The 21806-nt window shown below is 63.7% G+C and carries 17 protein-coding genes and 1 pseudogene; 8 read left to right on the forward strand and 10 right to left on the reverse strand.

Annotated elements, in window-relative coordinates:
• Window positions 1-6: 6 nt before the first annotated feature.
• Window positions 7-762 carry an SDR family oxidoreductase gene (locus ACIROW_RS18375; protein ID WP_402277889.1) on the reverse strand — a complete coding sequence of 252 codons (756 nt, stop codon included), beginning with the start codon at window positions 760-762 and terminating at the stop codon, window positions 7-9.
• Between the two features lie 403 nt (window positions 763-1165).
• On the opposite strand from ACIROW_RS18375, the gene ACIROW_RS18380 reads away from it, so the two are divergent.
• The 4 genes from ACIROW_RS18380 (at window position 1166) to ACIROW_RS18395 (ending at window position 7053) form a co-directional block, all read left to right on the forward strand.
• Complete coding sequence (locus ACIROW_RS18380; RefSeq protein WP_402277890.1) at window positions 1166-2236, forward strand: SMP-30/gluconolactonase/LRE family protein; 1071 nt, start codon at window positions 1166-1168, stop codon at window positions 2234-2236.
• Between the two features lie 224 nt (window positions 2237-2460).
• Window positions 2461-3714, forward strand: coding sequence for a DUF3142 domain-containing protein (locus ACIROW_RS18385; RefSeq protein ID WP_402277891.1), 1254 nt, complete (start codon window positions 2461-2463; stop codon window positions 3712-3714).
• A 1-nt stretch (window position 3715) separates the two neighbouring features.
• Window positions 3716-6211, forward strand: coding sequence for a hypothetical protein (locus tag ACIROW_RS18390; RefSeq protein ID WP_402277892.1), 2496 nt, complete (start codon window positions 3716-3718; stop codon window positions 6209-6211).
• Window positions 6212-6369: 158 nt separating this feature from the next.
• Complete coding sequence (locus ACIROW_RS18395; protein WP_402277893.1) at window positions 6370-7053, forward strand: DUF1120 domain-containing protein; 684 nt, start codon at window positions 6370-6372, stop codon at window positions 7051-7053.
• Window positions 7054-7156: 103 nt separating this feature from the next.
• Here the strand turns inward: ACIROW_RS18395 and ACIROW_RS18400 are convergent.
• The 7 genes and pseudogenes from ACIROW_RS18400 to ACIROW_RS18430 form a co-directional block, all read right to left on the reverse strand.
• Window positions 7157-7885: pseudogene (locus ACIROW_RS18400) on the reverse strand (YoaK family protein); the annotation flags it as partial.
• Window positions 7886-8003: 118 nt separating this feature from the next.
• Window positions 8004-8936: a VOC family protein gene (locus ACIROW_RS18405; RefSeq protein WP_402277894.1), complete on the reverse strand. Its 933-nt coding sequence runs from the start codon at window positions 8934-8936 to the stop codon at window positions 8004-8006.
• Window positions 8937-9010: 74 nt separating this feature from the next.
• Window positions 9011-9853, reverse strand: a complete 843-nt coding sequence (locus ACIROW_RS18410; protein ID WP_402277895.1) for a fumarylacetoacetate hydrolase family protein — start codon at window positions 9851-9853, stop codon at window positions 9011-9013.
• 64 nt (window positions 9854-9917) lie between these two features.
• On the reverse strand, window positions 9918-11078 hold the full coding sequence (locus tag ACIROW_RS18415) for a porin (RefSeq protein WP_402277896.1): 1161 nt from the start codon (window positions 11076-11078) through the stop codon (window positions 9918-9920).
• Window positions 11079-11130: 52 nt separating this feature from the next.
• Window positions 11131-12471: an MFS transporter gene (locus ACIROW_RS18420; RefSeq protein WP_402277897.1), complete on the reverse strand. Its 1341-nt coding sequence runs from the start codon at window positions 12469-12471 to the stop codon at window positions 11131-11133.
• Window positions 12472-12565: 94 nt separating this feature from the next.
• Entirely contained in the window at window positions 12566-14320 is a 1755-nt protein-coding gene (locus tag ACIROW_RS18425; protein ID WP_402277898.1) for an FAD-dependent oxidoreductase, read from the reverse strand.
• 203 nt (window positions 14321-14523) lie between these two features.
• Complete coding sequence (locus ACIROW_RS18430) at window positions 14524-15993, reverse strand: methyl-accepting chemotaxis protein (RefSeq protein WP_402277899.1); 1470 nt, start codon at window positions 15991-15993, stop codon at window positions 14524-14526.
• Between the two features lie 351 nt (window positions 15994-16344).
• Between ACIROW_RS18430 and ACIROW_RS18435 the strand changes: the two genes are divergently transcribed.
• A complete protein-coding gene (locus ACIROW_RS18435) occupies window positions 16345-17277 on the forward strand; it encodes a LysR family transcriptional regulator (RefSeq protein ID WP_402277900.1) in 933 nt (310 codons plus the stop codon).
• 3 nt (window positions 17278-17280) lie between these two features.
• Here ACIROW_RS18435 and ACIROW_RS18440 read toward each other — a convergent pair whose 3' ends face one another.
• Window positions 17281-18174 carry a LysR family transcriptional regulator gene (locus tag ACIROW_RS18440; protein ID WP_402277901.1) on the reverse strand — a complete coding sequence of 298 codons (894 nt, stop codon included), beginning with the start codon at window positions 18172-18174 and terminating at the stop codon, window positions 17281-17283.
• A 79-nt stretch (window positions 18175-18253) separates the two neighbouring features.
• On the opposite strand from ACIROW_RS18440, the gene ACIROW_RS18445 reads away from it, so the two are divergent.
• Both ACIROW_RS18445 and ACIROW_RS18450 read left to right on the forward strand, forming a co-directional pair.
• Window positions 18254-18715: a DoxX family protein gene (locus tag ACIROW_RS18445; protein ID WP_402277902.1), complete on the forward strand. Its 462-nt coding sequence runs from the start codon at window positions 18254-18256 to the stop codon at window positions 18713-18715.
• A 10-nt stretch (window positions 18716-18725) separates the two neighbouring features.
• Complete coding sequence (locus ACIROW_RS18450; RefSeq protein ID WP_402277903.1) at window positions 18726-19400, forward strand: glutathione S-transferase family protein; 675 nt, start codon at window positions 18726-18728, stop codon at window positions 19398-19400.
• On the opposite strand, the gene ACIROW_RS18455 is transcribed toward ACIROW_RS18450, so the two are convergent.
• On the reverse strand, window positions 19393-20283 hold the full coding sequence (locus tag ACIROW_RS18455; protein ID WP_402277904.1) for a LysR family transcriptional regulator: 891 nt from the start codon (window positions 20281-20283) through the stop codon (window positions 19393-19395). The two genes, ACIROW_RS18450 and ACIROW_RS18455, sit on opposite strands and share 8 nt — an antisense overlap.
• A gap of 221 nt (window positions 20284-20504) precedes the next feature.
• Here ACIROW_RS18455 and ACIROW_RS18460 point away from each other — a divergent pair, with 221 nt between their 5' ends.
• Window positions 20505-21680 (forward strand): MFS transporter, encoded by a 1176-nt coding sequence (locus ACIROW_RS18460; protein ID WP_402278048.1) that lies wholly within the window; start codon window positions 20505-20507, stop codon window positions 21678-21680.
• Window positions 21681-21806: the final 126 nt, after the last annotated feature.

The following is a 21806-nucleotide window of genomic DNA, read 5'->3' on the forward strand; positions in this document are numbered from 1 at the left end:
CTGGCGCTACACCAGGCCGCCATTGGCGCGCAGCGTTTGTCCATTGACCCAGTTGCCCGGCGCCGCCAGGAAGGCCACCGTCGCCGCGATATCCTCCGGCGCACCCAGGCGTTCCAGCGGCGCGGCCTTGGACATGCGCTCGACGACTTCCGGTGATTTTCCGTCCAGGAACAACGCGGTGGCGGTCGGTCCCGGCGCGACGGCGTTGACGGTGATCTGCTTGCCGCGCAATTCCTTGGCGAAGATGTTGGTCATCACTTCGATGGCGCCCTTGGTGGCGGCGTACACCGCGTAGCCGGGCAACGCCAGGCCGATCACGCTGGTCGAGAAGTTGACGATGCGGCCGCCCTGTTGCAGGTGGGCGGCGGCGGCGCGCATGGTGTTGAAGCTGCCCTTGAGGTTGACTGCAATCAGGCGGTCGAAGGTCGCGTCGTCGGTGTCGGCCAGCATCGGCAGGTTTGGCGGCATGATGCCGGCGTTGTTGATCAGCACGTCGACGCGGCCGAAGGCGGCGATGGCTTGTTCAAACAAGGCGTTGACGGCCTTGGGGTCGGCGACGTCGGCCTGGACGGCGATGGCTTGGCCTTCGCCGCTCGCGATGGCGTCGACCACCTTTTGTGCCTCGGCCGCGTTGCCGGCGTAGTTGACGACCACGGCGTAGCCTCGCTTGCCCAGTTCTTTGGCGATTTCCGCGCCGATGCCGCGCGAGGCGCCGGTAACGATGGCGACTTGCCGTGCTGTGGCGATGTTGGTTTGTTCCATGATGTGCTCCTGATGAATGATTGAAGTCGGGATGAGCTGGCTGTGAATGCGATCCAGCCGTTGAGGCTATTGTGAACCTTGGCCCGGATTGGATAAACAGTCTTAATTTGCTATCACTATTCGAAAATCGCCAAGAATGACATCGCCCCTCGCTTCGAAAAATTGATATTGCCAAGTGCCAGCTTCGCTTATATGATGTACGACAACATATAAGTGTGAGCAGGCCGGCTACCCGCCGCGACCTGCCACCCAGGAGACCGCATCCCCCCTTCTTTGCGACATGCCGTACCGGCATTTCCCCGTCGCAGCGCACGCCTATATGGAACAAATCTGATTTCTTCGCATGCTGCGGACCAGCTCCGGCAGCTGGCGAGGTCGGTATTTTCCCCACATGGAGACAACGATGAATCAAGAAGACAAGAAAAAAACACCTGGTTTCGACGCAACTCGTCGTACAACATTGCTCGGCGGCCTGGCGATGGCCACCACCGCCCTGACCGCCAAGGCGCAGAGTTTCGACTTCAAGGCCAGCCAGCGCTATCCCGATCCCAACGTGCAGGTGCTGGACAACAGCTTCCTCAAATACCGCCTGTACAGCTCGACGGTGGAACAGCTGGCGACCGGTTTCCGCTGGGTGGAAGGCCCGGTCTGGTTCGGCGACGGCCGCTATCTGCTGTTCAGCGACATCCCCAACAACCGCATCATGCGCTGGGATGAAGTCACCGGGACCACCTCGGTGTTCCGCAATCCGGCCAACTTTACCAACGGCCTGGCGCGCGACCGCCAGGGCCGCCTGATCGCCTGCGAACACCTGACCCGCCGCATCACGCGCACCGAATATGACGGTCGCATCACGGTGCTGGCCGACAACTACAACGGCAAGCGTTTCAATTCGCCCAACGACATCATCTGCAAATCGGACGGCTCGATCTGGTTCACCGATCCGCCGTTCGGCATCGCCGGCGAATGGGAAGGCGACAAGCAGACCTCGGAACTGCCGCACGCGGTCTACCGCATCGACGGCCAGAGCGGCAAGCTGAGCCTGATCACGGATGCGCTGGCCGGCCCCAACGGCCTGGCGTTCTCGCCCGATGAAAAAGTCATCTACATCGTCGAGTCGCGCGCCACGCCGAACCGCCTGATCTGGGCCTATCAGCTGACCGACAACGGCACCAGACTCGGTTCGCGCACGCTGGCGGTCGACGCTGCCGGTCCGGGGGCGATCGACGGCTTCAAGGTCGACGTCGACGGCAACCTGTGGTGCGGCTGGGGCAGCAACGGCGCGCTCGACGCCAAGCCGTCCGAGCTGGATGGCGTGCGTGTCTTCACGCCACAAGGCAAGGCCATCGGTCACATCCACCTGCCGGAGCGCTGCCCGAACCTGGTGTTCGGCGGGGCAAAGAAAAACCGCCTGTTCATGGCCAGCAGCCATTCGCTGTATGCGGTCTACGTGGATACGCGCGGCGCGGTGTAAAGCTCGGCCACAACCATGGTCGGTTGTGCTGCGTCGCCTGATCGGCTGATCGGGCGGCGCTTCTTCTTGTTACCTCCTCCATTCACGGCTCACCATGCGCGTGAATAAATCCCCCGCGCCTCAGCGCAGCGTCAGACGGATAAACTAGAATGATTGCCTGTGCCGCGTCTGCGGCCTGATCTCCGTCAGATCCGATTCCCAACCTGTACTTCCCCACACCACACATGCTGCGCTGCCCCCCATTCGGCTTGCAATCCCGCCACCGGCGCCTGCGTTCAATTTCTGTTCTGCTGCTTCTCTCGATCTGCGGCCTGCTTGCCGCCTGCCAGCGCGCACCGCAAGTCTTGCCGCAGCAGGCGTACATCTGGCAGCGGCAATGGAGTCCGGCCGTTGCTGCCGCCATGCAGGCCAGCGAGCAACTGGTCGGCGGCTGGCGTGTACTCGCGGCCGAGCTCACGACGCAGCGCCAATGGAAGACCGCCAGCCCTGACTGGCAGGCGCTGAAAACCACGCAGCACGCCATCGTGATGGTGGTGCGTCTGGACGGCCAGACCGAGTCGCTCGATGCCGCCACGCATGCGCGCATCAGCGATCTGCTGGCGCGCTGGCGGCAACAGGGCGTGCCGGTCGCGGGCGTGGAAATCGACTACGACTGTCCGACCTCGCAGTTGCCGGCGTACCGCAATTTTCTTGCCGGGCTTCGGCAAAGCCTGGACCGCGACACCACGCTGTCGATCACGGCCCTACCGACCTGGCTCAACAGCCCTGAGCTCGGCAAGCTGCTGGCGGTCGCCGATGAATCGGTGTTGCAGGTGCATGCCGTGATGAATCCGCGCCAGGGCCTGTTCGACGCCGAGCGCGCGCAGGCGTGGCTGAAAGCCTATGCAAAACAGACCTCGCATCCCTGGCGCGTCGCCCTGCCGTCGTACGGCACGCGCGTGAGCTGGGACGACAATGGCCGCATCAGCACCGTCGAAAGCGAACGTCCGCTGCTGGCATCCGGCAACACTGCGCAGGAACTGACGGCCTCGCCGGCGGTGGTGAGCGCCTTCCTTGCGCAGCGGGACAAGAATCCTGAACCCGGCCTGATCGGCGTGGTCTGGTTCCGCCTGCCGACCGAAGACGACGTACGTAACTGGAGCCTGCCGACCTGGCAGGCGGTGCTGGCGCGCCAGCCGCTCAAAGCCGCCGTGACGGTGGAAGCGCAGGCCAGTAGCCAAAATACGCAAGCCGGCCTGCACGACCTCACGCTGCGCAACAAGGGCAACGCCGACAGCGCGCTGCCGTTGATCGTACGCATCGATGCGGCATCGGCCTGCGACGCCGCCGACGGCATCAACGGCTATGCGCTGGAAGCCGACGCGCAAGGAAAATATTTACGACGCACGCACGAAGGTCTGCTGCGTGCCGGCTACCAGCGCAACATCGGCTGGGCGCATTGCGGACAACAACACATCCAACTCCATGTGGAACACTGACATGCATATCAAACATCTCCGCATCGCGATCGCCCTGGCGATCCCTTTCAGCGCCGCCGTGGTGATTGCCTGCGGCCCCGACTTCCCGCTGCAGGTGCTCGACGATCGCGCCGGCACGCTCAAGGCGACGCCGGCCAATTCCTTTGCCTACGAAGCTGCGCATCTGGTCAAACCCGGCGATGCATTGCTGGCCAATGAAAGCGACAGCGCGCCCGATCCGTCCGGCAAACCCGACGCCGCCGATGCGGCCTTCATGACGCCGGCACAGCTGGCGCAGCTTAACGCTGTGCGCGCGCTCAAGGATGGCGACGCCGCTTACGCGCAAGGCACGGACTTGCCGCCGGCGGTACGCCTGTATGCGGCCGGCGCGGTGGATTATCTGGCCGGCAGCGACAGCGCGACGCGCGCGCTGAAACGCTTCCAGGCCGTGCTCGACCTGCCCAAGGCCGACGGTGACAAACGCGCCGTACCGGCGGCCTACATGCTTGGACAAAGCCATGCCGGCGCCATGACAGCCGCCGGCAACAAGCCCGGCGATGAACGCGCCAAAGCCATCCAGGCCTATGCACTGACGCGTTCGCGCGCAATTGCCGGCGCCCCCGATCCCAAGGGACTGGCGGTGGCGAGCTACGGCGAGCAGGCGCGCGTATTTCTGGTCAGCGGAGCGAGCAACGGCACGACCATGTGCGGCTATCTTGATTTCGTCAACGCCATGCCTTGCGCCGACGAAGTCTCCGCCGCCGACCTCAAGCAAGCCGTTCGCCTGTACGCCGAACAGGCCGCGCGCAATTCCAACAGCGGCGTGCAGTCGCTGCGCATTCTCGCGGGGTGGGCGCTGAGCGATCCGGAGCGCGCGCAAAAGCTGATCGACGATCCGGTCGCGCAACGCCTGCTGGTCAGCTACGCACTCGCGCGCGTGGGCGACATGAGCGGCGCCGACGCCAGCCAGCCAGCCGAATACGATACCTGGGGCGGCGGTTACGGCTACGCCGACGCCGGCCGCGGCGGCAAGGACGTCAAGGTCAATCCGGTGCTGCCATCGCTGGTTGCAGCGTTGCAGAAACGCGGCATCGCCAACATTGCCGACGCCGACCGTGTGGCGGCTCTTGCTTACCGCAGTGGCTTGTATGAGCTGGCGCAGACGCTGGCGGATAAACAACGCAGCGCATTGGCCAGCTGGGTGCGCGCCAAGCTGGCCTTGCGCAAGGGCGATGTCGCGGCGGCGGCGCAAGCCTATGCCGAGGCGTCCAAGGCCTTCCCGCAAAATGACGCCAGCGTCGAACCCGCCTCGCTCGGCCTGATCAAGGCCGAGCAAAGCGTGCTGTCGCTGTCGCGCGGACAATATGTTGAAGCCTTCGACCAGTTGTACAACGTCACCAAAGCCAGCCAGACGCGCGGCAAGGACGGCAACCTCAGCCATCCCCTCTACAGCGACTACAGCGGCGACACCTGGTACCTGGCCGAGCGCGTGCTGACGGTCGATGAACTCAAGACCTATGTCGACGCGAAAGTCCCGGCGACGCCGGTGCCGGCACCGCCGCCGATCATCCCGACGACACCCGACCAGCCGTATTACGAATGGCTGAGCGCGCATCCGGCGCAACAGTCCGACTATCTGCGCCGGCTGCTGGCGCGCCGCCTGGTGCGCGAGGGACGCGTCAGCGATGCGCTGTCCTACTTCCCCGACGACCAGGATTGGCGCTACGTCGATGTCGACGAGAATTACTACACCGACGGCAAGCGGACGCTGGCCTCCTGGCGCTATCGCGCCACGGCGAAGGAATACGGCGACGCGCTCGACGACGCCAAACATGCATGGCGCGCGGTGACGCGCGCCGAAGCCTGGTACAAGGCGGCCACGCTGGCGCGCCGGCGCGGCATGGACATCATGGGATACGAAGAAGCGCCCGACTACACCGGGCTCGGCGGCATGCTGGCCTTCGGCATCGGCCGCATGGAAGTCCAGGAATATCCGCGCGGCGACACCAGCAAGGCAGCCTTCGTCAAAACGCCTGAACAGCGCGCCGCCGCCGACCTGCCCGGCCCCTTCGTCACAGAGGATGAGCGCAAGCGCTACGCCGCCAGCGAGAGCAAACCCAACCAGCGCTATCACTACCGCAACATCGCCGTCGACTACATCATGAAGTCGGCCGACGAACTGCCCGCGCGCTCGCAGGCTTTCGCTGCGGTGCTATGCAAGGGTACCGGCTTCGTCTACTACGACGCGGCGCTGGCGCCGGTACCTTACCGCCGCTACGTGAAGGAAGGCGCCGCCGTGCCGTTCTCGGCGGACTTCGGCCAGAACTGCGCGGAGCCGGATTTCAAGGCGGCGGGACGCTTTCCGTATGTGCAGGCGTGGAAGAAAACGCGCCACTGGGTGGCGACGCATCGCAATGCGGCCGTCGTCACTGCGGCACTGGCGCTGATTGCGGCGGCGGCCGTTGTCGCCGGGCTGGTGCGGCGCCGGCGACGTCGTATGCCCACGAACAAATCGTAGTCATTGCAATTTTAGCAACTCGTTTTTTGAGAGTTTTCTCATATAAATCCGATCTTTAAATCGTCAAAATGGCTTCACTGCTTAAGCAAACACAAGGCGCTCAGGCACAACGAATGCAAACCGAATTGAACCCATGTTGACTCTTTAAGGAAACGATCATGAACAAGCAAATCGCCCTCTTCTCCGCCCTGGCTGCTTCACTGTCTGCGTCCCTGCTGGTGTCCTTCGCTGCGCAAGCCGCCGACACCGCTGAACTGAAGGTCAAAGGCGTGATCCGCCCTTCGGCCTGTACACCAAGCTTCACCGGCACCAACGTGGTCGACTACGGCACCATCGCCGCCAAGAGCCTGAGCGCCACCGCGCCGACTGCGCTGGCGGAAAAGACCATCGCCTTCACCGTCACTTGCGATGCAGCAACCAAAGTTGCCGTGCGCGCCATCGACAACAAGGCCTCCACCGTCGTTCCCGGCCTGATGACTGCGATCAACTCCAATCTGGCCGACAAGCATGCCTACGGTCTGGGTGCTGCTGGCGGCAAGAACATCGGCGCCTACAGCGTGCGCTCCATCGTCGGTTCGTTCACCGCTGACGGCGCTACCCCTGACGTCGTCGCCGACGCCGCCAACAACAACACCTGGGCCAAGTCGACCTACGGCCGCTTCAACGCCGACGGCACCGGCCGCCAGTCGTTCTCCGCCAGCGGTTCGACCGTGCCCGGTTCGTACAAGACCATCTCCGGCAACCTGGGCGTCACCGCTGTTCTGGACAAGGGCGCCAACCTGCCGCTGACGCAGAACATCGACCTCGACGGCTCGGCCACGATTGAAGTGCAGTATCTGTAATTGACTTGAGGAGGCGCTGTGGTTGGCGCAAGGCCCGTCCCTGCATTGCGCGGTGGCGGGCTTTTTACATTGCACCCGGCGATTACTGCCCGCGCAGAACCCGCCGCATGTCGTCCAGCACCGGCACCAGCGCGACAAAGACCAGCGTCGCCGCGAGCGGCAGGGTGAAGACGAAGCCGATGTGCCTGAATCCGAGCGCGCCGACAGCGCCGCCGATGAAGAACAGCGACACCAGCGTCGCCAGCGTGCGCAGCTTGGCGAGATCCGCGCGCACCTGCATGTCGGGATGGCGGCCGCTGTTCCAGTAGAGCGCCTTGCCCAATTCGATGCCGATGTCGGTGACCATGCCGGTGACGTGGGTGGTGCGGATTTCAGCGCGCGAGAGCTTGGTGATCACGGCGTTCTGCAAGCCCATGATGAAGCACAACAGCAGCACCGTGACCGGCACGAACAGCCATTCAATGCCGGCGATATTGCCGCCCAGCAGGCCGAAGCACAACAGCAACAGCGCTTCGGCGATCAGCGGCATGGCGTATTCGGCCTCAAGGCGACGCTTGCGCGCCCAGTTGATCATCACCGCCGAACAGGCCGCGCCGGCGATGAAGAACGACATGCTGGCCGCACCTGCCAACAGCAGCCCGATCGCGCCGATGGCCAGGTCCTCGGCCATCATCGACAGGATGCCGGACATGTGCGAGGTGAACTGCCCCACCACCAGGAAGCCGCCGGCGTTGATCGCGCCCGCAATTGCGGACAGGACGAAAGCCAGGTGCCGGTTGGCGGTGACGGTGCGGTTCTTGCCGGCGAGGCTGCGCAGATAGGAGACGGGCATAGAGGCTTTCTGATGCGGTGATTGGACGAGAAACCACCTTGCCCGATGAGTATAGATCAAGCGCCGACGAAAAAAAGCCGCCACTTGGGCGGCCGGTCCCGGCTTGGACTTGACTGGCTTAGCTGTCGGTGTTGCGGATGAAATACTCCGGCACGTCCGGTCCCCACAGATACAATGAATCCTCCGGCTGGTAATTGCCCGCATCCCATTGCGCGCCGGCCGGGACGTAGTCGATGTCGGCCGAGTACTCGGAAAACGATCCCCAGGGATCGCGCACGTAGTGGAAATAGTTGGAGCCGAGCACGTGGCGGCCGGTGCCCCAGCCTTCCTTGTAGCCGGCCTTGGCCATTTGCGACGCACCGATGCCGACGTCATCGATGCGCGCCACATCCCAGGCGACATGGTGCCAGCCTTTCGCGTGGCTCTTGGCGAAGGCGACCAGGTGATGGTCGCTGCCGTGCGGACCGTGCGTGAAGGCGATCACATCGAGCGATCGGTCCGACAGCTGCAGTCCCAGGGCGCGATGGTAAAAGTCGAGGATACGCAACACGTCCGGCGAGAACATCAGCACATGCGACATGCGACGCGGCCGAATGAACGGCGCTTCGGCGCGCGTGACCGAACCGCGCGCATTGGCCGGCGCCTGCTGCTGCACCAGCGGCAGCTTGCTGTCGGGCGTGGTCTTCACACCCGGCTTTACCTGCAGCAGATTGCCGTCGGGATCATGGAACCAGATGCCCTCGTTCACCGCACCGCGCAGCGCGCGCGGATTGACGTCGAAGGAAGCACCCGCCGCGCGCGCCTGGCGCTCGATCTGCGCCAGGTCGGCGGCATAGCAATTGAAGGAGAGATAAGCCAGCGACTTGCCCGCCGCCGGCAGCACGCGGGCCCAACGATGACCATCCTGCGCGCGCAACTCCAGTTCATCGGAGCTTCCGTTCACCTCCAGCCCGAAGCTGCGGTAGAAGCGATCCGCCTCGGCCAGCGACGGCACGTTGAGTGCGAAGTGATCGATCGAATGTACGCCTGCCGGGCGTGTCTGACTGCTCATCCCTGTCTCCTTGCCTGTTACAAAAACGCTAGCAAACAGCGGCGTCGCTGCGCCGCTTGTTATTGTTTTACCGATCAGCGCGGCGCTTCGTCGACGATCTTGTTGGTCAGCGTGCCCATGCGTTCAACCGTGACTTCACAGACGTCGCCGTGCTTCATCAGCAGCTTCGGCGTACGCGCCCAGCCCACGCCCGACGGTGTGCCGGAAACAATGACGTCGCCCGCTTCCAGCGTGAAGGCTTCACTCAGGATGGAGATCAGCGATTCGACGTCGAACACCATGGTGTCGGTGTTGGCGGATTGCACCACTTCGCCGTTCAGGCGCGTCTCCAGCAGCAGACCCTTGGCGCCCGGCGGCAGTTCGTCGGCAGTAATCAGGTCGGGACCGAACGCGCCGGTGCCGTCGAAGTTCTTGCCGACCGTCCATTGCGGCGACTTGAACTGGTATTCGCGCACCGAGCCGTCGTTGAACAGCGCATAGCCGGCGACGTGTTTCAGCGCGTCTTCCTTGCGGATGCTCTTGCCGCCCTTGCCGAGCACCACCGCGATCTCGCCCTCAAAGTCGAGGCTGTCGGACACGGTCGGACGGATCATCGGCTGGTTGTGCGCGATCAGACTGGTGTGCAGGCGCAGGAAGATGGTCGGATAATCCGGCTGGGCAAAATTGCTTTCCTTGGTGTGGTCGGAAAAATTCAGGCCGACGCAGATGATCTTCGGTGGACGGCGCAGCGGCGGCAGGAGTTTCAGGCCGGCTTCTTCGACCGTTCCCTTGCTCTCCGTATCGCGGCCATAGGCTTGCAGGTCGACGCCTCGCGCCAGCAATTGCTCCAGCGTTTCTTCGCCGAGCACGCGGATCTGTTTGCCGTCGCGCACGCCGAGCAGGGCCTTGCCGTTTTGTTCAAAACTTACGTATCTCATTTTCACTCTCCAGACACACCGCCGGCACCATGCCGGCGGCATTAAAACTATTTCACTACCAAACTCAGAACGCGTGGCGCATGCCGATCATCGTGCCCCACTGATTCATGCCCTTGCCCGGACTCGCGCCGGCGCCGCCCTGGCTCAGCGTGTAGGCGGCCTGCGCACTGTTGGACAAATAGGCCGTCTGCAGGTAGACCGACGTGCGCTTGGACAGCGCATAGGTGCCGCGCACCACGCTGATGGTGCCGCGTGCGTCCTGCTGCTTGTTGATGATGCGGTAGTAGCCGCCGTCCAGCGTGAACTGCGGTGTGAACAGATAGGCCGCGGTCAGGTAGTACTGATCGGATTTGACCTCGCGGTTGCCGATGGCTGCGGCCACCTTGCGGCCCAGCCAGCCGCCGCCGATCTTGAGATCACCGGCCTTGACATAGCCGTTCAGCTGGGTGCGCGCATCCTTGTCGCCCGACGAGGTCAGCGCCAGCGGCGCGACGCCGTTGTAGAAGTTGGCGGCCGCACCGGCGCCGCCTTGCTGGCGGTCATAAGCGGTGGCGATGCCGAAGTTGGCGCCGTCGTAGCGCAGCATCGCCGACCAGTCGCGGCAGGCTTGCGTGTCGCCGGCGACTTCACCGGCGCAGGTGCCCTGGCCCGGCGAATTGCCGGTGCCGGTGCTGTCGCGGCCGAAGGAATACGTCGCGCCGACGGTGACGTTGTCGAACTTGCCCTTGTACGCCACGGTGTTGTCACTGCGCGCATTCGGGATGTAGGCGTCGAAGGAGCCGACGCCGCCATAGATGTCCGGGCCGATGATGTCGGCGTCGAGAATCGCCCAGAACATCATGTTGTATTGGCGGCCGACCGACACCAGACCGTAAGGACTGTTGACGCCGACCCAGGCCTGGCGACCGAACAGCCGGCCGCCCTGGTTCATGTCGCCGGCGCGGACGTTGAAGCCGTTCTCCAGCGTGAACTGCGCGGCCCAGCCGCCGCCGAGATCTTCGGTGCCACGAAAGCCGATGCGCGACGGCATGCTGCCGGTGATGCCCGGCATGCGCAGCACGCTGTTGCCGGCGGCGTTGGCGTGGGTGATGTATTCCACGCCGGTGTCCAAAATGCCGTAGACGCTGACGTTGGTGGTATTGGTGACTTGCTGCGCCAGCACCGGAGCGCCGCCCGCCATGGCCGCCGCAGCCAGCATGGCGATCGAAAAGTGGTTGAGTTTCATGTCTCCTGCCTCGTGTTGTTTATGGAAATCGGTCAGCCTGTGGCGGCTGTTTTTAAATGGCTTTGGCCTTGCCGTGATACAGGCGGCCGGCGGTGAACATCGACAGTCCGGCGATCACCGCCGGCACCGCGAACACGATGAATGCCATCTGCGTCGACGGCAGCGCCGCCAGCAACAGGCCGCCCGTCATCGAGCCGATGATGGAACCGATGCGGCCCACTGCCAGCGCCCAGCTCACGCCGGTGGCGCGGGCTACCGTTGAATAGAATCCAGACACCAGCACGTTGGCGCCGGTCTGCGCGCCGGACAGGCCGAAGCCGGCGCAGAACACCGTGACGTAGAGCCAGCCGGCGTGATGCACGGCCGGGCCGATGCAGACGATGGAAATCGCCGCGATCAGGTAAGACACGCTCAACACCGCGAACGGGTTGTGACGATCCATCAGGCGCGCATTGATCAGCGAACCGATGGTGCCGCCGACCGGCATCATGGCGCCGATGGTGGCGGCCTGCGTGACGGCGATGCCGCCTTCGGTGATCACGGTCGGCAGCCAGCTGCTGATCTGGTAGTAGACCCACAGCGTGCAGAAGAACGCCAGCCACAGCAGCATGGTGCCGGTGCGATAGTGACGGCTGAACAGCGTCGCCAGGATGCCGGCTTTCTTGTCGTCGTCGTTGCGGACTTCATCGGGAATCGCTTCCGCCAGCGCGGCGTTCGGATTGCCGGTCAGGCGTTCCAGCACCTTGCGTGACTCGGCTTCGAATTTCTTTTTGCCGGCCATGAAGCGCAAGGACTCCGGCAGGAAAATCCAGATGATCGGCGTCAGCACCAACGGCACGATGCCGCCGAAAATGAAAACGCCCTGCCAGCCGTAAGACGGAATCAGCAAGGCGGCCAACGCGCCGCCGCAGGCCAGTCCCAGCGTGAAGCCGCAGAACATCAGCGTCACCAGCAAGGCGCGGTTGCGCTCGGGGCTGAACTCCGACGACAGCGTGATCGCGGTTGGCATCGCGCCGCCCAGGCCGACGCCGGTGAGGAAGCGCAGCAAGGCCAGCGAACTGGCCGAGTCGGCGTAGGCGCAAGCCAGCGTACCGAGTGCGAACAGCAGCATCGACATCACGATCACGCGCTTGCGGCCGATGCGGTCCGCCAGCGGACCGAACACGAAACTGCCGACTGTCAGGCCGAACAGGCCGGCGCCGAAGATCGGACCGAGCTGCGCCGGCGTCAGTGTCCACGCCTTCCTCAGCAACGGTGCGACGTAGCCGACCGCCGCCAGGTCGAAGCCGTCGCAGGCCACCACCATGAAACACAGAACCAGCGTCAGTATTTGCAATCCCGATGTCTTGCTGCCGTTCATGACGGCGTCCGACGTCACTGCTTGTGCGTGCATTTTCCTTGTCTCCTGCAGGTGAAGTCCGCTCAGCGGATCTTGTAGTTGGTTATGTTGGAAAACCGATGTGGCAATTCTTTTACCGTTGTCTTTTCTATTCTGTCGTTGCGAGCCGTTCCGGTTCGGTCAGGTGCACCGGCGCGGTGTCCCGGATGTGCCCGAGCGCACGCGCCGCGATAGTGGCAAAGCTTGCATCCAGTACGTTGCCGCGCCACACCACGTGCTGGTCGGGACGGATCAGCGCGAAGTCGGCTTGATACAACTCACGCACGGCGCGGTCGGCCACCGTCACGCAGGTCAGTCCGGGCAAATCGGCGACAAGCCTGGCCGGATCAGCTTGCGTGGCGTTGTCGGCATTGAGCGTGAGCAGCGTGAAGCCGGCGCCGAACAGCGCGTACAGTGAACGCCCGTCACGCAGCCAGGCATGCGGCGCACGATGTCCCGGCCGCGCGCACGGCAGATACAGGTTGGCCGCGTCCAGACCGGGGCTGCCGGCTTCGGCAACCAGCAGCGGCGATTGCTCGTAGCGCGTGCCCAGATGCACGCCGGGGATCATGAATTCCCGATACGCGTGAAAGTCGAGATAGCGCCCGGCGGCGTCGCGTGCGGCGTCTCCTTGCGGGCCGTCTTCAAACGCGGCGGCCGGCAACTGCACGTGGCCGATGCTATCGGCGAACTCGCGTGCAAAGGCGGTGTTGCGCAAGGCCGCCGGATGGCGTTCGGCGTGATAACTCTCGGCCAACGCCGGGCCGCCGCTGCCGTCAACCAGCGCCGCAAGTTTCCACGCCAGGTTGGCGGCGTCGTCGATGCCGGTGTTGTAGCCGAGGCCGCCGGTCGGCGTGAACAGATGCGCGGAGTCGCCGGCCAGGAACACGCGGCCCTGCGACAGCCGTTCCGCCACCAGCGCAAAGCCGGCGGTCCATGACGAAGTGCTCTTGATCTCGAACGGGATGTCGGCGCCGATGGCCGCGGCGATGCGCTTGCGCACCAGTTCCGGATCGAGCGGCTGGTCGTCTGGCGGTTGCACGTTCATGATGAAGTCGCCGCGGCCGTCGACGGCAATCAGCAGCGCGCGCTGGGTCGGACTGAAGGTCCAGTACTGCCATGCGGGACGCTTGCGGCTGGCGCTGTACAGCGACGGCGCATAGAAATACACCGCTTCCATCTGGCCGCCCATGAAGCCGCGCTTCTCGCCGGCCACGCCGCTGTAGCGGATGCCGAGCGCCTTGCGCACGCCGCTGCGCGGACCGTCGCAGCCGACCAGGTAGCGTGCGCGCACTTTGCGTTGGCGTGCTTCGCGGCTGGCGGTCTGTTCCATATTGACGACGGCGGTGACGCCGTGTGCGTCTTGCTCGAAGGATTCCACCACGGCGGAAAAATGCACGTTGCAACCGCGATGCTGCAACGCAGCCTTCAGCAGGATCGGCTCGACGTAGAGTTGCGAACAGCGATGCGGCGGTTCCGCGGTGGGCCAGGTGAAGTCGTGTTGCTTCGCCCATTCGACGGCCTCGGCGGAACTCGGCTGCGACAGGCGCGCCAGTTCGTATTGGCCGATCGAGGTGAAGTAGGCGATGTCGGGAGAATAGTCGGCCGGCAGGCCGGCGGCGCGCACTTCGTCGGCGATGCCGATGCGGCGGAAATGTTCCATCGTGCGCGCGCTGTTGGCGTTGGCGGCCGGATGGCGCGCCGTGCCGGGCTTGGCGTCGAACACCTGCACGCTGAGGCCGCGCTGGCCGAGTTCAGCCGCCAGGAACAAACCGACGGGACCGCCGCCGACGATGAGGACGTCGCAATCAAACACCATGTCTCCTGAAGATTTTGTTTTATTGAATGTCTTGTTGAGGCTCATGTTAGTGCCGGTAAAACTATTAATCCATAGAATGAATTTCATACATCACATGCATTTGATTCATAAAACCGAGATTGTCCGGGTGGCAAAAAAATGGTGCAGCGTGGAGGAGAGAGTCGCACGCCGCACCAGGGAAGAACCTCAAGACCATGTGTTGCCGTCACTGTTGCAATCACGCATTCAGTGCACATCAAACGCGCAATTCAGCGCGTATAAAACCCGCAGGACACCAGGCAGTCGCCCAGCCGGCGCACATAGGCCGACTTGGTTTTGATCTCCTGCGTGACCGGATGGGCGAACTTGAAATCGACCCAGCCGGTGCCGTGATTCCTGGCGATGTCGACGATCTCTTGCCCGAACGGCTTGCCGCCGGGGTCGCGATGCTTGCGCGTGTCGACGCCGACCAGGCGCGGATTGCCGCCGTGCGCAACGATGCGGCCGTCGGCGATGGCGACCACCACCAGATACAGGTCGCGATCCGCGAAGTCCCGCTCGACCAAATCGTTGACCTTCTCTATCAGACTCGGCAAGCCCTCCTCTTGCGCATGGGCGACGGCGGTGTCGACCAGCGCCACGGCATCCTCGCGCGTGCCAAATTCATCCGATCCGAGATCGAAATGCGAGACCACGTTGGTCAGCGTCACGGCCTGCCGGTGCAGATTGGCGGCGGCAGCGGAGATCTCGTCGACCAGTTTGGCGTTCTCTTGCGTCATCTGGTCGAGCTGCGAGATCGTGTCGTTGATGGTCGCCACGCCGCTGCTCTGCTCGCGGCTGGCGCTGCTGATTTCCTGCATGATGGCGGCCGCGCTGCTGACCGACGAGACGATCTTGCGCATGGTGGCGCCGGCCAGCAGCACTTGCTTGTCGCAGCTCTCCACCATGCTGACCGAGTCGCTGATGAGCGCCTGTATCTCTTTCGACGCGGCGGCCACGCGCTGCGCCAGCACGCGCACTTCAGTCGCCACGACGGCAAAGCCGCGTCCGGTCTTGCCGGCGCGCGCCGCTTCGACGGCGGCGTTGAGCGCAAGGATGTTGGTCTGGAACGCGATGCCGTCGACCACGTTGATGATGTCGGCGATGCGGTGCGAACTGTCGCGGATATCGGCCATGTTGGTCTCGACATTGCCGACCACTTCCCCGCCCTGTGCCGCTGCCTGCGCGGCAGTGGCGATCAGCTCGTTGGCCTTGTGGGCATTGTCGGCGTTCTGCCGCACATTGGATGTGATCTGCTCCGTCGATGCCGCGGTCTGCTGCAACAGCGCGCCCTGTTTGTCGGTGCGTTCCAGCAGCGCCCTGTTGTCGGTCGACAGCAGGCCCGAGGTCATGGCGAAGCCGACGGTGCCGTTGCGCACCTTGATGACGACTTCACTCATGTGTTGGCGCAGGGTGGAGACTGCGCTGTCGATCTCGCCATCGGTGTAACGACCGGCGGACGGGGCGAGGCGGCCGGTGCCGAGCGCACGCATGTCTGCCAGCAAGCGCGCGTTGTGCCGGCCGGCTTCGCGCGACAAGCGCCAATTGCATATCAGTACACCCAGCAGCGCGGCGCTGGCGATCCCCATCATCCATTGCTGATGTTGCGCCCCCGACGTCGTGCAGGCCAGTCCGAACATCGTCCCCCACGCCAGCAGGACATAGAGAAAGACGACCAAAAATCCGGTATTTGATTTCATGTGATACGCCCGCTGAAATGGCTACGGCCGGGCGTCCCGGCCCGGGTTGTCTCCGCAATCGTTCTGGTTTTTATGCATCTCCATGACGGGGTCCCGGAAACGGGGACAGCCTCGCCTTATCGACGCGATTGATTCTAGGGATGTGATCGGTGTAACACCATCCAATGAAACTCATAGACGGCATGCACAGCATTCATGGAACAGAAACCGTGTACCACCGGGGAGATGCGGCATGTCATCCGGAAGTCCTTGCAGCGCCTTGTTTTCCGGAAGAGATCGGGGGCATACTAAGCAAGAGACCGCTGACAATGCGCGGAAAGAATTCAAAATTACTATACATCCGGCTCATATATGAATACCCCCGACCTGAACTTCCTGTACGTGGTGCAGGCGCTGTTCGAAGAGAAGTCCGTCTCGCGCGCCGCCGAGCGCCTCGGCCTGACGCAGCCGGCGGTGAGCCATGCGCTGAGCCGCCTGCGTGTGAGTTTCCAGGACGACCTGTTCGTGCGGGCCGGTTCTGTGATGGCGCCCACGCCCACCGGAGAACGCATTGCGCAGGGAGCGATTGCAACACTGGCGCTGATCCAGCGCGAGATCTGGGATGTGAAGGCGTTCGATGCCCGGACCACCGCACGCACATTTTCGGTCTGCCTGAGCGACATGGGCATGATCGTGCTCCTGCCCAAACTGCTCGGCGCAATGCGCGCGCATGCGCCGCACGCCACGCTCAAACCGATCCAGGTGCCGTCGTTGGAACTGGCCTCGGCATTGCAGGACGGCGCCATCGATCTGGCCATCGGCTACCTCGGCAAGATGGGCGACAACCTCTACCAGCAAACCCTGTTCCGCCGTTCGCTGGTGGGTATCGTGCGCGCCGGCAAGCTCAAGGGAAAAGGCGTGAAAGGCCAGCCGATGAAGATGTCGTTCGAGCAGTTCGTCGACAGCGAACATGTGCTGGCGGGCACGCTGTCGCTGACCAACCAGTTGCTCGATGAAGAATTGCGGCGCCAGGGCGAGCGCCTGAAAGTCGGCGTCAGCGTGCCTTATCTGCTGACCGTGCCGGGCCTGGTGGCAACCTCCGATTACATCGCCTGCGTACCGAGCGAACTGGCTGAATTGTTCGCCCAGCTGGCCGACATCCGCATGTTCGAGATGCCGGTGAAACTGCCCGACCTCACCGTCAAGCAGTTCTGGCATGCGCGCTTCCACAATGACGCTGCGCACCGCTGGTTCCGTTCACTGGTGGCGCAGACCTTGGGTGACCTGAGCGACAGGCGCAAATAATTGTTATGCCAGCGCGATCTGCTCCGCGAGGTGATTGAACACCGCCGATACGCGACGCAGATGGCGCGACTCGGTATGCGTGAGCAGCCACAGCTCGGTCTGGCATTCATTGATCGCTTCGGTCAGCTGAACCAGGTCGTTGCGACGCTCCGCCAGGAACACCGGCAACAGGCCGATGCCAAGACCTTGCGCCGTCAGTTCGGCCACGGTGAGGATGCTGTTGACGCGGAAAGCCGGCACCGCCTTCGGGAAATGCTTCTTGCGCCAGATCACCGAAGGGTGTTCGGGCAACGCGTCGTCGGGCGCGATCCAGCTGCCTGCAGCGATACCGGCGTCGACATCTTTGATTCCACTTTTCTTGCCCGCATACAATGCCACGCGGATCGGCCCCACGTGCTTGCCGATCAGGTGCTGCGGCGGCCGCCGCGTGGCGCGCACGGCGATGTCGGTGTCGCGCCGCGTCAGGCTTGCCAGTTCATTGCCGGCATGGATGTCGTAGGTCAGCAGCGGATGGCTGGCGCGCAGCAATTTCAGCGCCGGCGCGAGCAGGCCGTGCAGCACGGTGTCGGTGGTGCTGATGCGCACGATGCCGGATACCTGGTCCGGCTGCAACTGCACCGCCGAACGCGCGGCTTCCAGTTGCGCCTCCATCTGCTCCGCATGCACCGCCAGTTCCTGCGCCAGTTCTGAAGGCCGGTAGCCGCTGCGCGAGCGCTCGAACAGGCGGATGCCCAGCCCCTTTTCCATACGCTGCACGGCGCGAAATACCGTTGACGCATCCACGCCCAGCCGTTCGCCGGCTATCGCCAACGTCTGTGCACGCACCAGTGCGAGGATGATTTCGAGGTCCGTCTGGCTGATTCTGTACGCCGGTTTGTATTGCAGCTTTGCATTCATGGTTTGCGCTCTTGCCTATTTTCATTGCATTTCTGTCGCCCTATATTACCCCTGTCTTTTCATTCTTCAGGAGTATTTCATGTCTTCTGTTTCTTCCCCGCGCGCCCATGCCGCGGAGCGCAGCGCTGCCATTCCCACCCCTACCCCTGCCTGGGGCGCGCTGCTGTTGCGCGTCAGCCTCGCGGCCATGTGGATTTCGCATGCGCTGCTCAAGCTGCTGGTGTTCACGCTGCCGGGCACGGCGCAGTACTTCGAGAGCGTCGGCTTTGCCGGCTTCCTGGCATACCCGGTGTTCGCGACGGAAATCATCGGCGGCGTCGCGATCCTCCTCGGCGTGTATGCGCGCCAGGTTGCGCTGGCGTTGACGCCGATCCTGGCGCTCGCGACAGCGGTGCATTGGAACAACGGCTGGGTGCATACCAGCCAGGGCGGCGGCTGGGAATATCCGGCCTTCCTGATCACCATGTCGGTGGTGTTGTGGCTGACCGGCGACGGCGCCTATGCCCTGGTACGTAGCCGGCGCTTCGTGCCGGCGGCATGAGGAGATCGTCATGACTTCACCTTTTACGCTGATCAGCCATCATCTGTGTCCCTACGTACAGCGCGTTGCGATCGTGCTGCAGGAAAAAGGCCTGCACTTCGAGCGCATCGACATCGACCTGGCCGACAAACCTGACTGGTTTCTGCGGGTGTCGCCGTTGGGCAAGACGCCGGTGTTGCTGGTGGACGGCGAGGCGATTTTCGAATCAGCCGTGATCTGCGAATACCTCGACGACAGCATGGCGCCGCCGCTGCATCCGACCCACGTGCTGACGCGTGCGCGCCACCGCGGCTGGATGGAATTCGGCTCCTCGCTGCTGAACGCCATCGGGGGTTTTTACTCGGCGCCGGATGACATTGGCTTGCAGCGTCGTGCTGAAGACATCCGCGGCAGGTTTCTGCAATTGGAAGATGTGCTGGGCGACGGTCCGTATTTCGCGGGCGACAAATTCTGCATGGTCGACGCGGTGTTCGGGCCGGCGTTCCGCTACTTCGATGTGTTCGACGCCGTCGCCGATTTCGGCTTCATGGCGGCGACGCCCAAAGTGTGCGCCTGGCGCGAGGCATTGCGGATGCGTCCATCGGTGCGCGCTGCGGCGCCATCCGATTACGAGGCGGCGCTGCGCGACTTCCTGCTGCGGCGCGGATCAGCGCTGAGCGCGCTGATGAAATCTGAAACTACGTGAACAGATGCGCCGCCATGAAGTCCACAAACGCACGCAGCTTGGGCGAGAGATAGGGACTGGATGGCCACAGCATGCGGAAGGTACCGGAGTGATGGATGTAGCTGTCGAGCACGCTCACCAGCGTGCCCTTGCGTTCCTGCTCGCGGATGGAGAAATCCGGCAGGCAGGCAATGCCCAGGCCGGCCTCGGCCAGATGGATCAGCGGCTCGATGGTGTTGACCACCGCGGTGGTGGGCAAGTCGAGCGTGAAGTCTTTGCGGCCCCGGCCTGCACGTAACGGCCAGCGTTCCAGCTTGCCGTTGGTGGCGAAACGGTGATGCAGGCAGGCGTGCTGCAACAGATCGTCGGGCGTGCGCGGTACGCCTGCGCGCTTGAGGTAGGCGGGAGACGCCGCCAACCGAAACCTGAACTTGCCGAGCGGTCGCGCCACCAGGCGCGAGTCGGCTACGTCGCCGGAACGCACCACGGCGTCGAAACCTTCGGCGATGACGTCGACCAGCCGGTCGGTGAAGTCGAGTTCCAGTTCGATCTCCGGATGCGCGCGCATGAAGGCGCTCAGCGCCGGCATCATCAGCATGCCGACGATGGGCATGCTCACGCGCAGCTTGCCGCGCGGCGCACCCAGGCTATGCGCGAATTCCTGCTCGGCCGCCTCGACCTCGCCGAAGATGCGGCGGCAACGCTCGAGGAAGGCGGCGCCTTCCGGCGTCAGCGTCACCGAGCGCGTGGAACGATGGAACAGGCGCACGCCGAGCCGCTCCTCCAATCGCGCGATAGACTTGCCGATGGCCGACGACGACACGCCGAGCTTCTGGCCGGCGGCAGTGAAGCTGCGCGCCTCCGCTACGTGGACAAAGGCGTTGAGCGAGTTGAGGCTGTCCATGATGCTCCTTCGCGCGAGGCTGGCTGATTTCAATTACGGACATTTCCGTCCAATGTGTTTGGAACTATAGCCCAATTGTCCGCAGTCGCTGAAAGCCTTATCTTGGTCGTTCATGCAATGGCGCTTGCCGCTGCTTAAAAAATTGGACCACCGATATGACTTCTTCAACCAGCTCCAACACCGCCGCACCGGCATCTGTACGGCCTGATCCGACAAACAAGATGATCGACAATGGCGTCGACAAACTTCCGCTGGCAGGCTTGCTGGCGCTGGCCATGGCGGCCTTCATCACCGTCCTCACCGAGGCCATGCCGGCCGGTTTGCTGCCGCAGATGAGCGCCGACCTGCGCGTGTCGGAATCCCTGATCGGCCAACTCGTGACCCTGTATGCGATCGGTTCGATGATCACCGCCATTCCGCTCACGGCGACGACGCAAAGCTGGCGGCGCAAACCCTTGCTGATGACGGCCATTGTCGGCTTCGTGATCGTCAACACGATCACCGCGGTATCGACCAGCTATCCGCTGACGCTGGCGGCGCGCTTCTTCGCCGGTGTGTTCGCAGGCGTGGTGTGGGCGTTGATCGCGGGCTATGCGGCACGCATGGCGCCGACCCACCTGCAGGGCCGCGCCATCGCCGTCACGATGGCCGGCATTCCGATTGCGCTGTCGCTGGGCATCCCTGCAGCAACCTTTCTCGGGGCGAGCGTGGGTTGGCGCCTGAGCTTCGGCATCATGAGCGCGATGACGCTGATTCTGATCATCTGGGCGATTGCCAAGGTGCCGGATTTCCCGGGCCAGAAAAGTGAAAATCGCTTGTCGATCGCCGGCGTGTTCATGCTGCCCGGAGTGCGTTCGGTGCTGTTCGTGACGCTGGCGTTCGTGCTGGCGCACAACATCCTGTACACCTACATCGCGCCCTTCCTGGCGCCGGCCGGCATGGCGGACAAGGTCGGCGCGATCCTGCTGATCTTCGGCGTGAGCGCACTGGCCTCGATCTGGGTCACCGGCGCCCTGATTGATCGCCGGCTGCGCGCGCTGGTGCTGATCAGCATCGTGCTGTTCGGCCTGGCTGCGGCGACACTGGGTGTGTGGGGCAGCGTCCCGGCGATGGTGTATGCCGGCGTGGCGGCGTGGGGACTGGCATATGGCGGCGTGCCGACCCTGTTCCAGACGGCGTCGGCCAAGAATGCAGGGGAAGCCGCCGACATCGCCCAGGCGATGATCGTGACGGTGTGGAATCTGGCGATCGCCGGCGGCGGGATAGTCGGCGGGGTGCTGCTCGATACCGTCGGGGTCCAATCGTTTCCGTGGGCCTCGCTGGTGCTGCTGGCGCCGACGCTGGCGGTGGCGTGGCTGGCCAGGCGCAGAGGCTTTCCGGCGACAGTCGCTGATTGAATTTTTCGCAACAACGCTCAGGTATAATCGGCCCGCCTCTGTGCGGCTCGTCCCTGGATTTGTCGACACCGAAAACCATGACAGGTCCGCCGCTTGAAAACGATCTCTTCCATTTTGTCAGCAGTC

The organism is Herbaspirillum sp. NPDC101397, assembly GCF_044767325.1.
GTDB lineage: Bacteria > Pseudomonadota > Gammaproteobacteria > Burkholderiales > Burkholderiaceae_D > Herbaspirillum.

Coding starts and splice junctions, on each gene's coding strand:
- ACIROW_RS18410 (WP_402277895.1), bottom strand. CDS start 9,853: ATGAGATACGTAAGTTTTGAACAAAACGGCAAGGCCCTGCTCGGCGTG.
- ACIROW_RS18415 (WP_402277896.1), bottom strand. CDS start 11,078: ATGAAACTCAACCACTTTTCGATCGCCATGCTGGCTGCGGCGGCCATG.
- ACIROW_RS18460 (WP_402278048.1), top strand. CDS start 20,505: ATGATCGACAATGGCGTCGACAAACTTCCGCTGGCAGGCTTGCTGGCG.
- ACIROW_RS18380 (WP_402277890.1), top strand. CDS start 1,166: ATGAATCAAGAAGACAAGAAAAAAACACCTGGTTTCGACGCAACTCGT.
- ACIROW_RS18430 (WP_402277899.1), bottom strand. CDS start 15,993: ATGAAATCAAATACCGGATTTTTGGTCGTCTTTCTCTATGTCCTGCTG.
- ACIROW_RS18390 (WP_402277892.1), top strand. CDS start 3,716: ATGCATATCAAACATCTCCGCATCGCGATCGCCCTGGCGATCCCTTTC.
- ACIROW_RS18375 (WP_402277889.1), bottom strand. CDS start 762: ATGGAACAAACCAACATCGCCACAGCACGGCAAGTCGCCATCGTTACC.
- ACIROW_RS18440 (WP_402277901.1), bottom strand. CDS start 18,174: ATGAATGCAAAGCTGCAATACAAACCGGCGTACAGAATCAGCCAGACG.
- ACIROW_RS18405 (WP_402277894.1), bottom strand. CDS start 8,936: ATGAGCAGTCAGACACGCCCGGCAGGCGTACATTCGATCGATCACTTC.
- ACIROW_RS18385 (WP_402277891.1), top strand. CDS start 2,461: ATGCTGCGCTGCCCCCCATTCGGCTTGCAATCCCGCCACCGGCGCCTG.
- ACIROW_RS18425 (WP_402277898.1), bottom strand. CDS start 14,320: ATGAGCCTCAACAAGACATTCAATAAAACAAAATCTTCAGGAGACATG.
- ACIROW_RS18450 (WP_402277903.1), top strand. CDS start 18,726: ATGACTTCACCTTTTACGCTGATCAGCCATCATCTGTGTCCCTACGTA.
- ACIROW_RS18455 (WP_402277904.1), bottom strand. CDS start 20,283: ATGGACAGCCTCAACTCGCTCAACGCCTTTGTCCACGTAGCGGAGGCG.
- ACIROW_RS18420 (WP_402277897.1), bottom strand. CDS start 12,471: ATGCACGCACAAGCAGTGACGTCGGACGCCGTCATGAACGGCAGCAAG.
- ACIROW_RS18395 (WP_402277893.1), top strand. CDS start 6,370: ATGAACAAGCAAATCGCCCTCTTCTCCGCCCTGGCTGCTTCACTGTCT.
- ACIROW_RS18445 (WP_402277902.1), top strand. CDS start 18,254: ATGTCTTCTGTTTCTTCCCCGCGCGCCCATGCCGCGGAGCGCAGCGCT.
- ACIROW_RS18435 (WP_402277900.1), top strand. CDS start 16,345: ATGAATACCCCCGACCTGAACTTCCTGTACGTGGTGCAGGCGCTGTTC.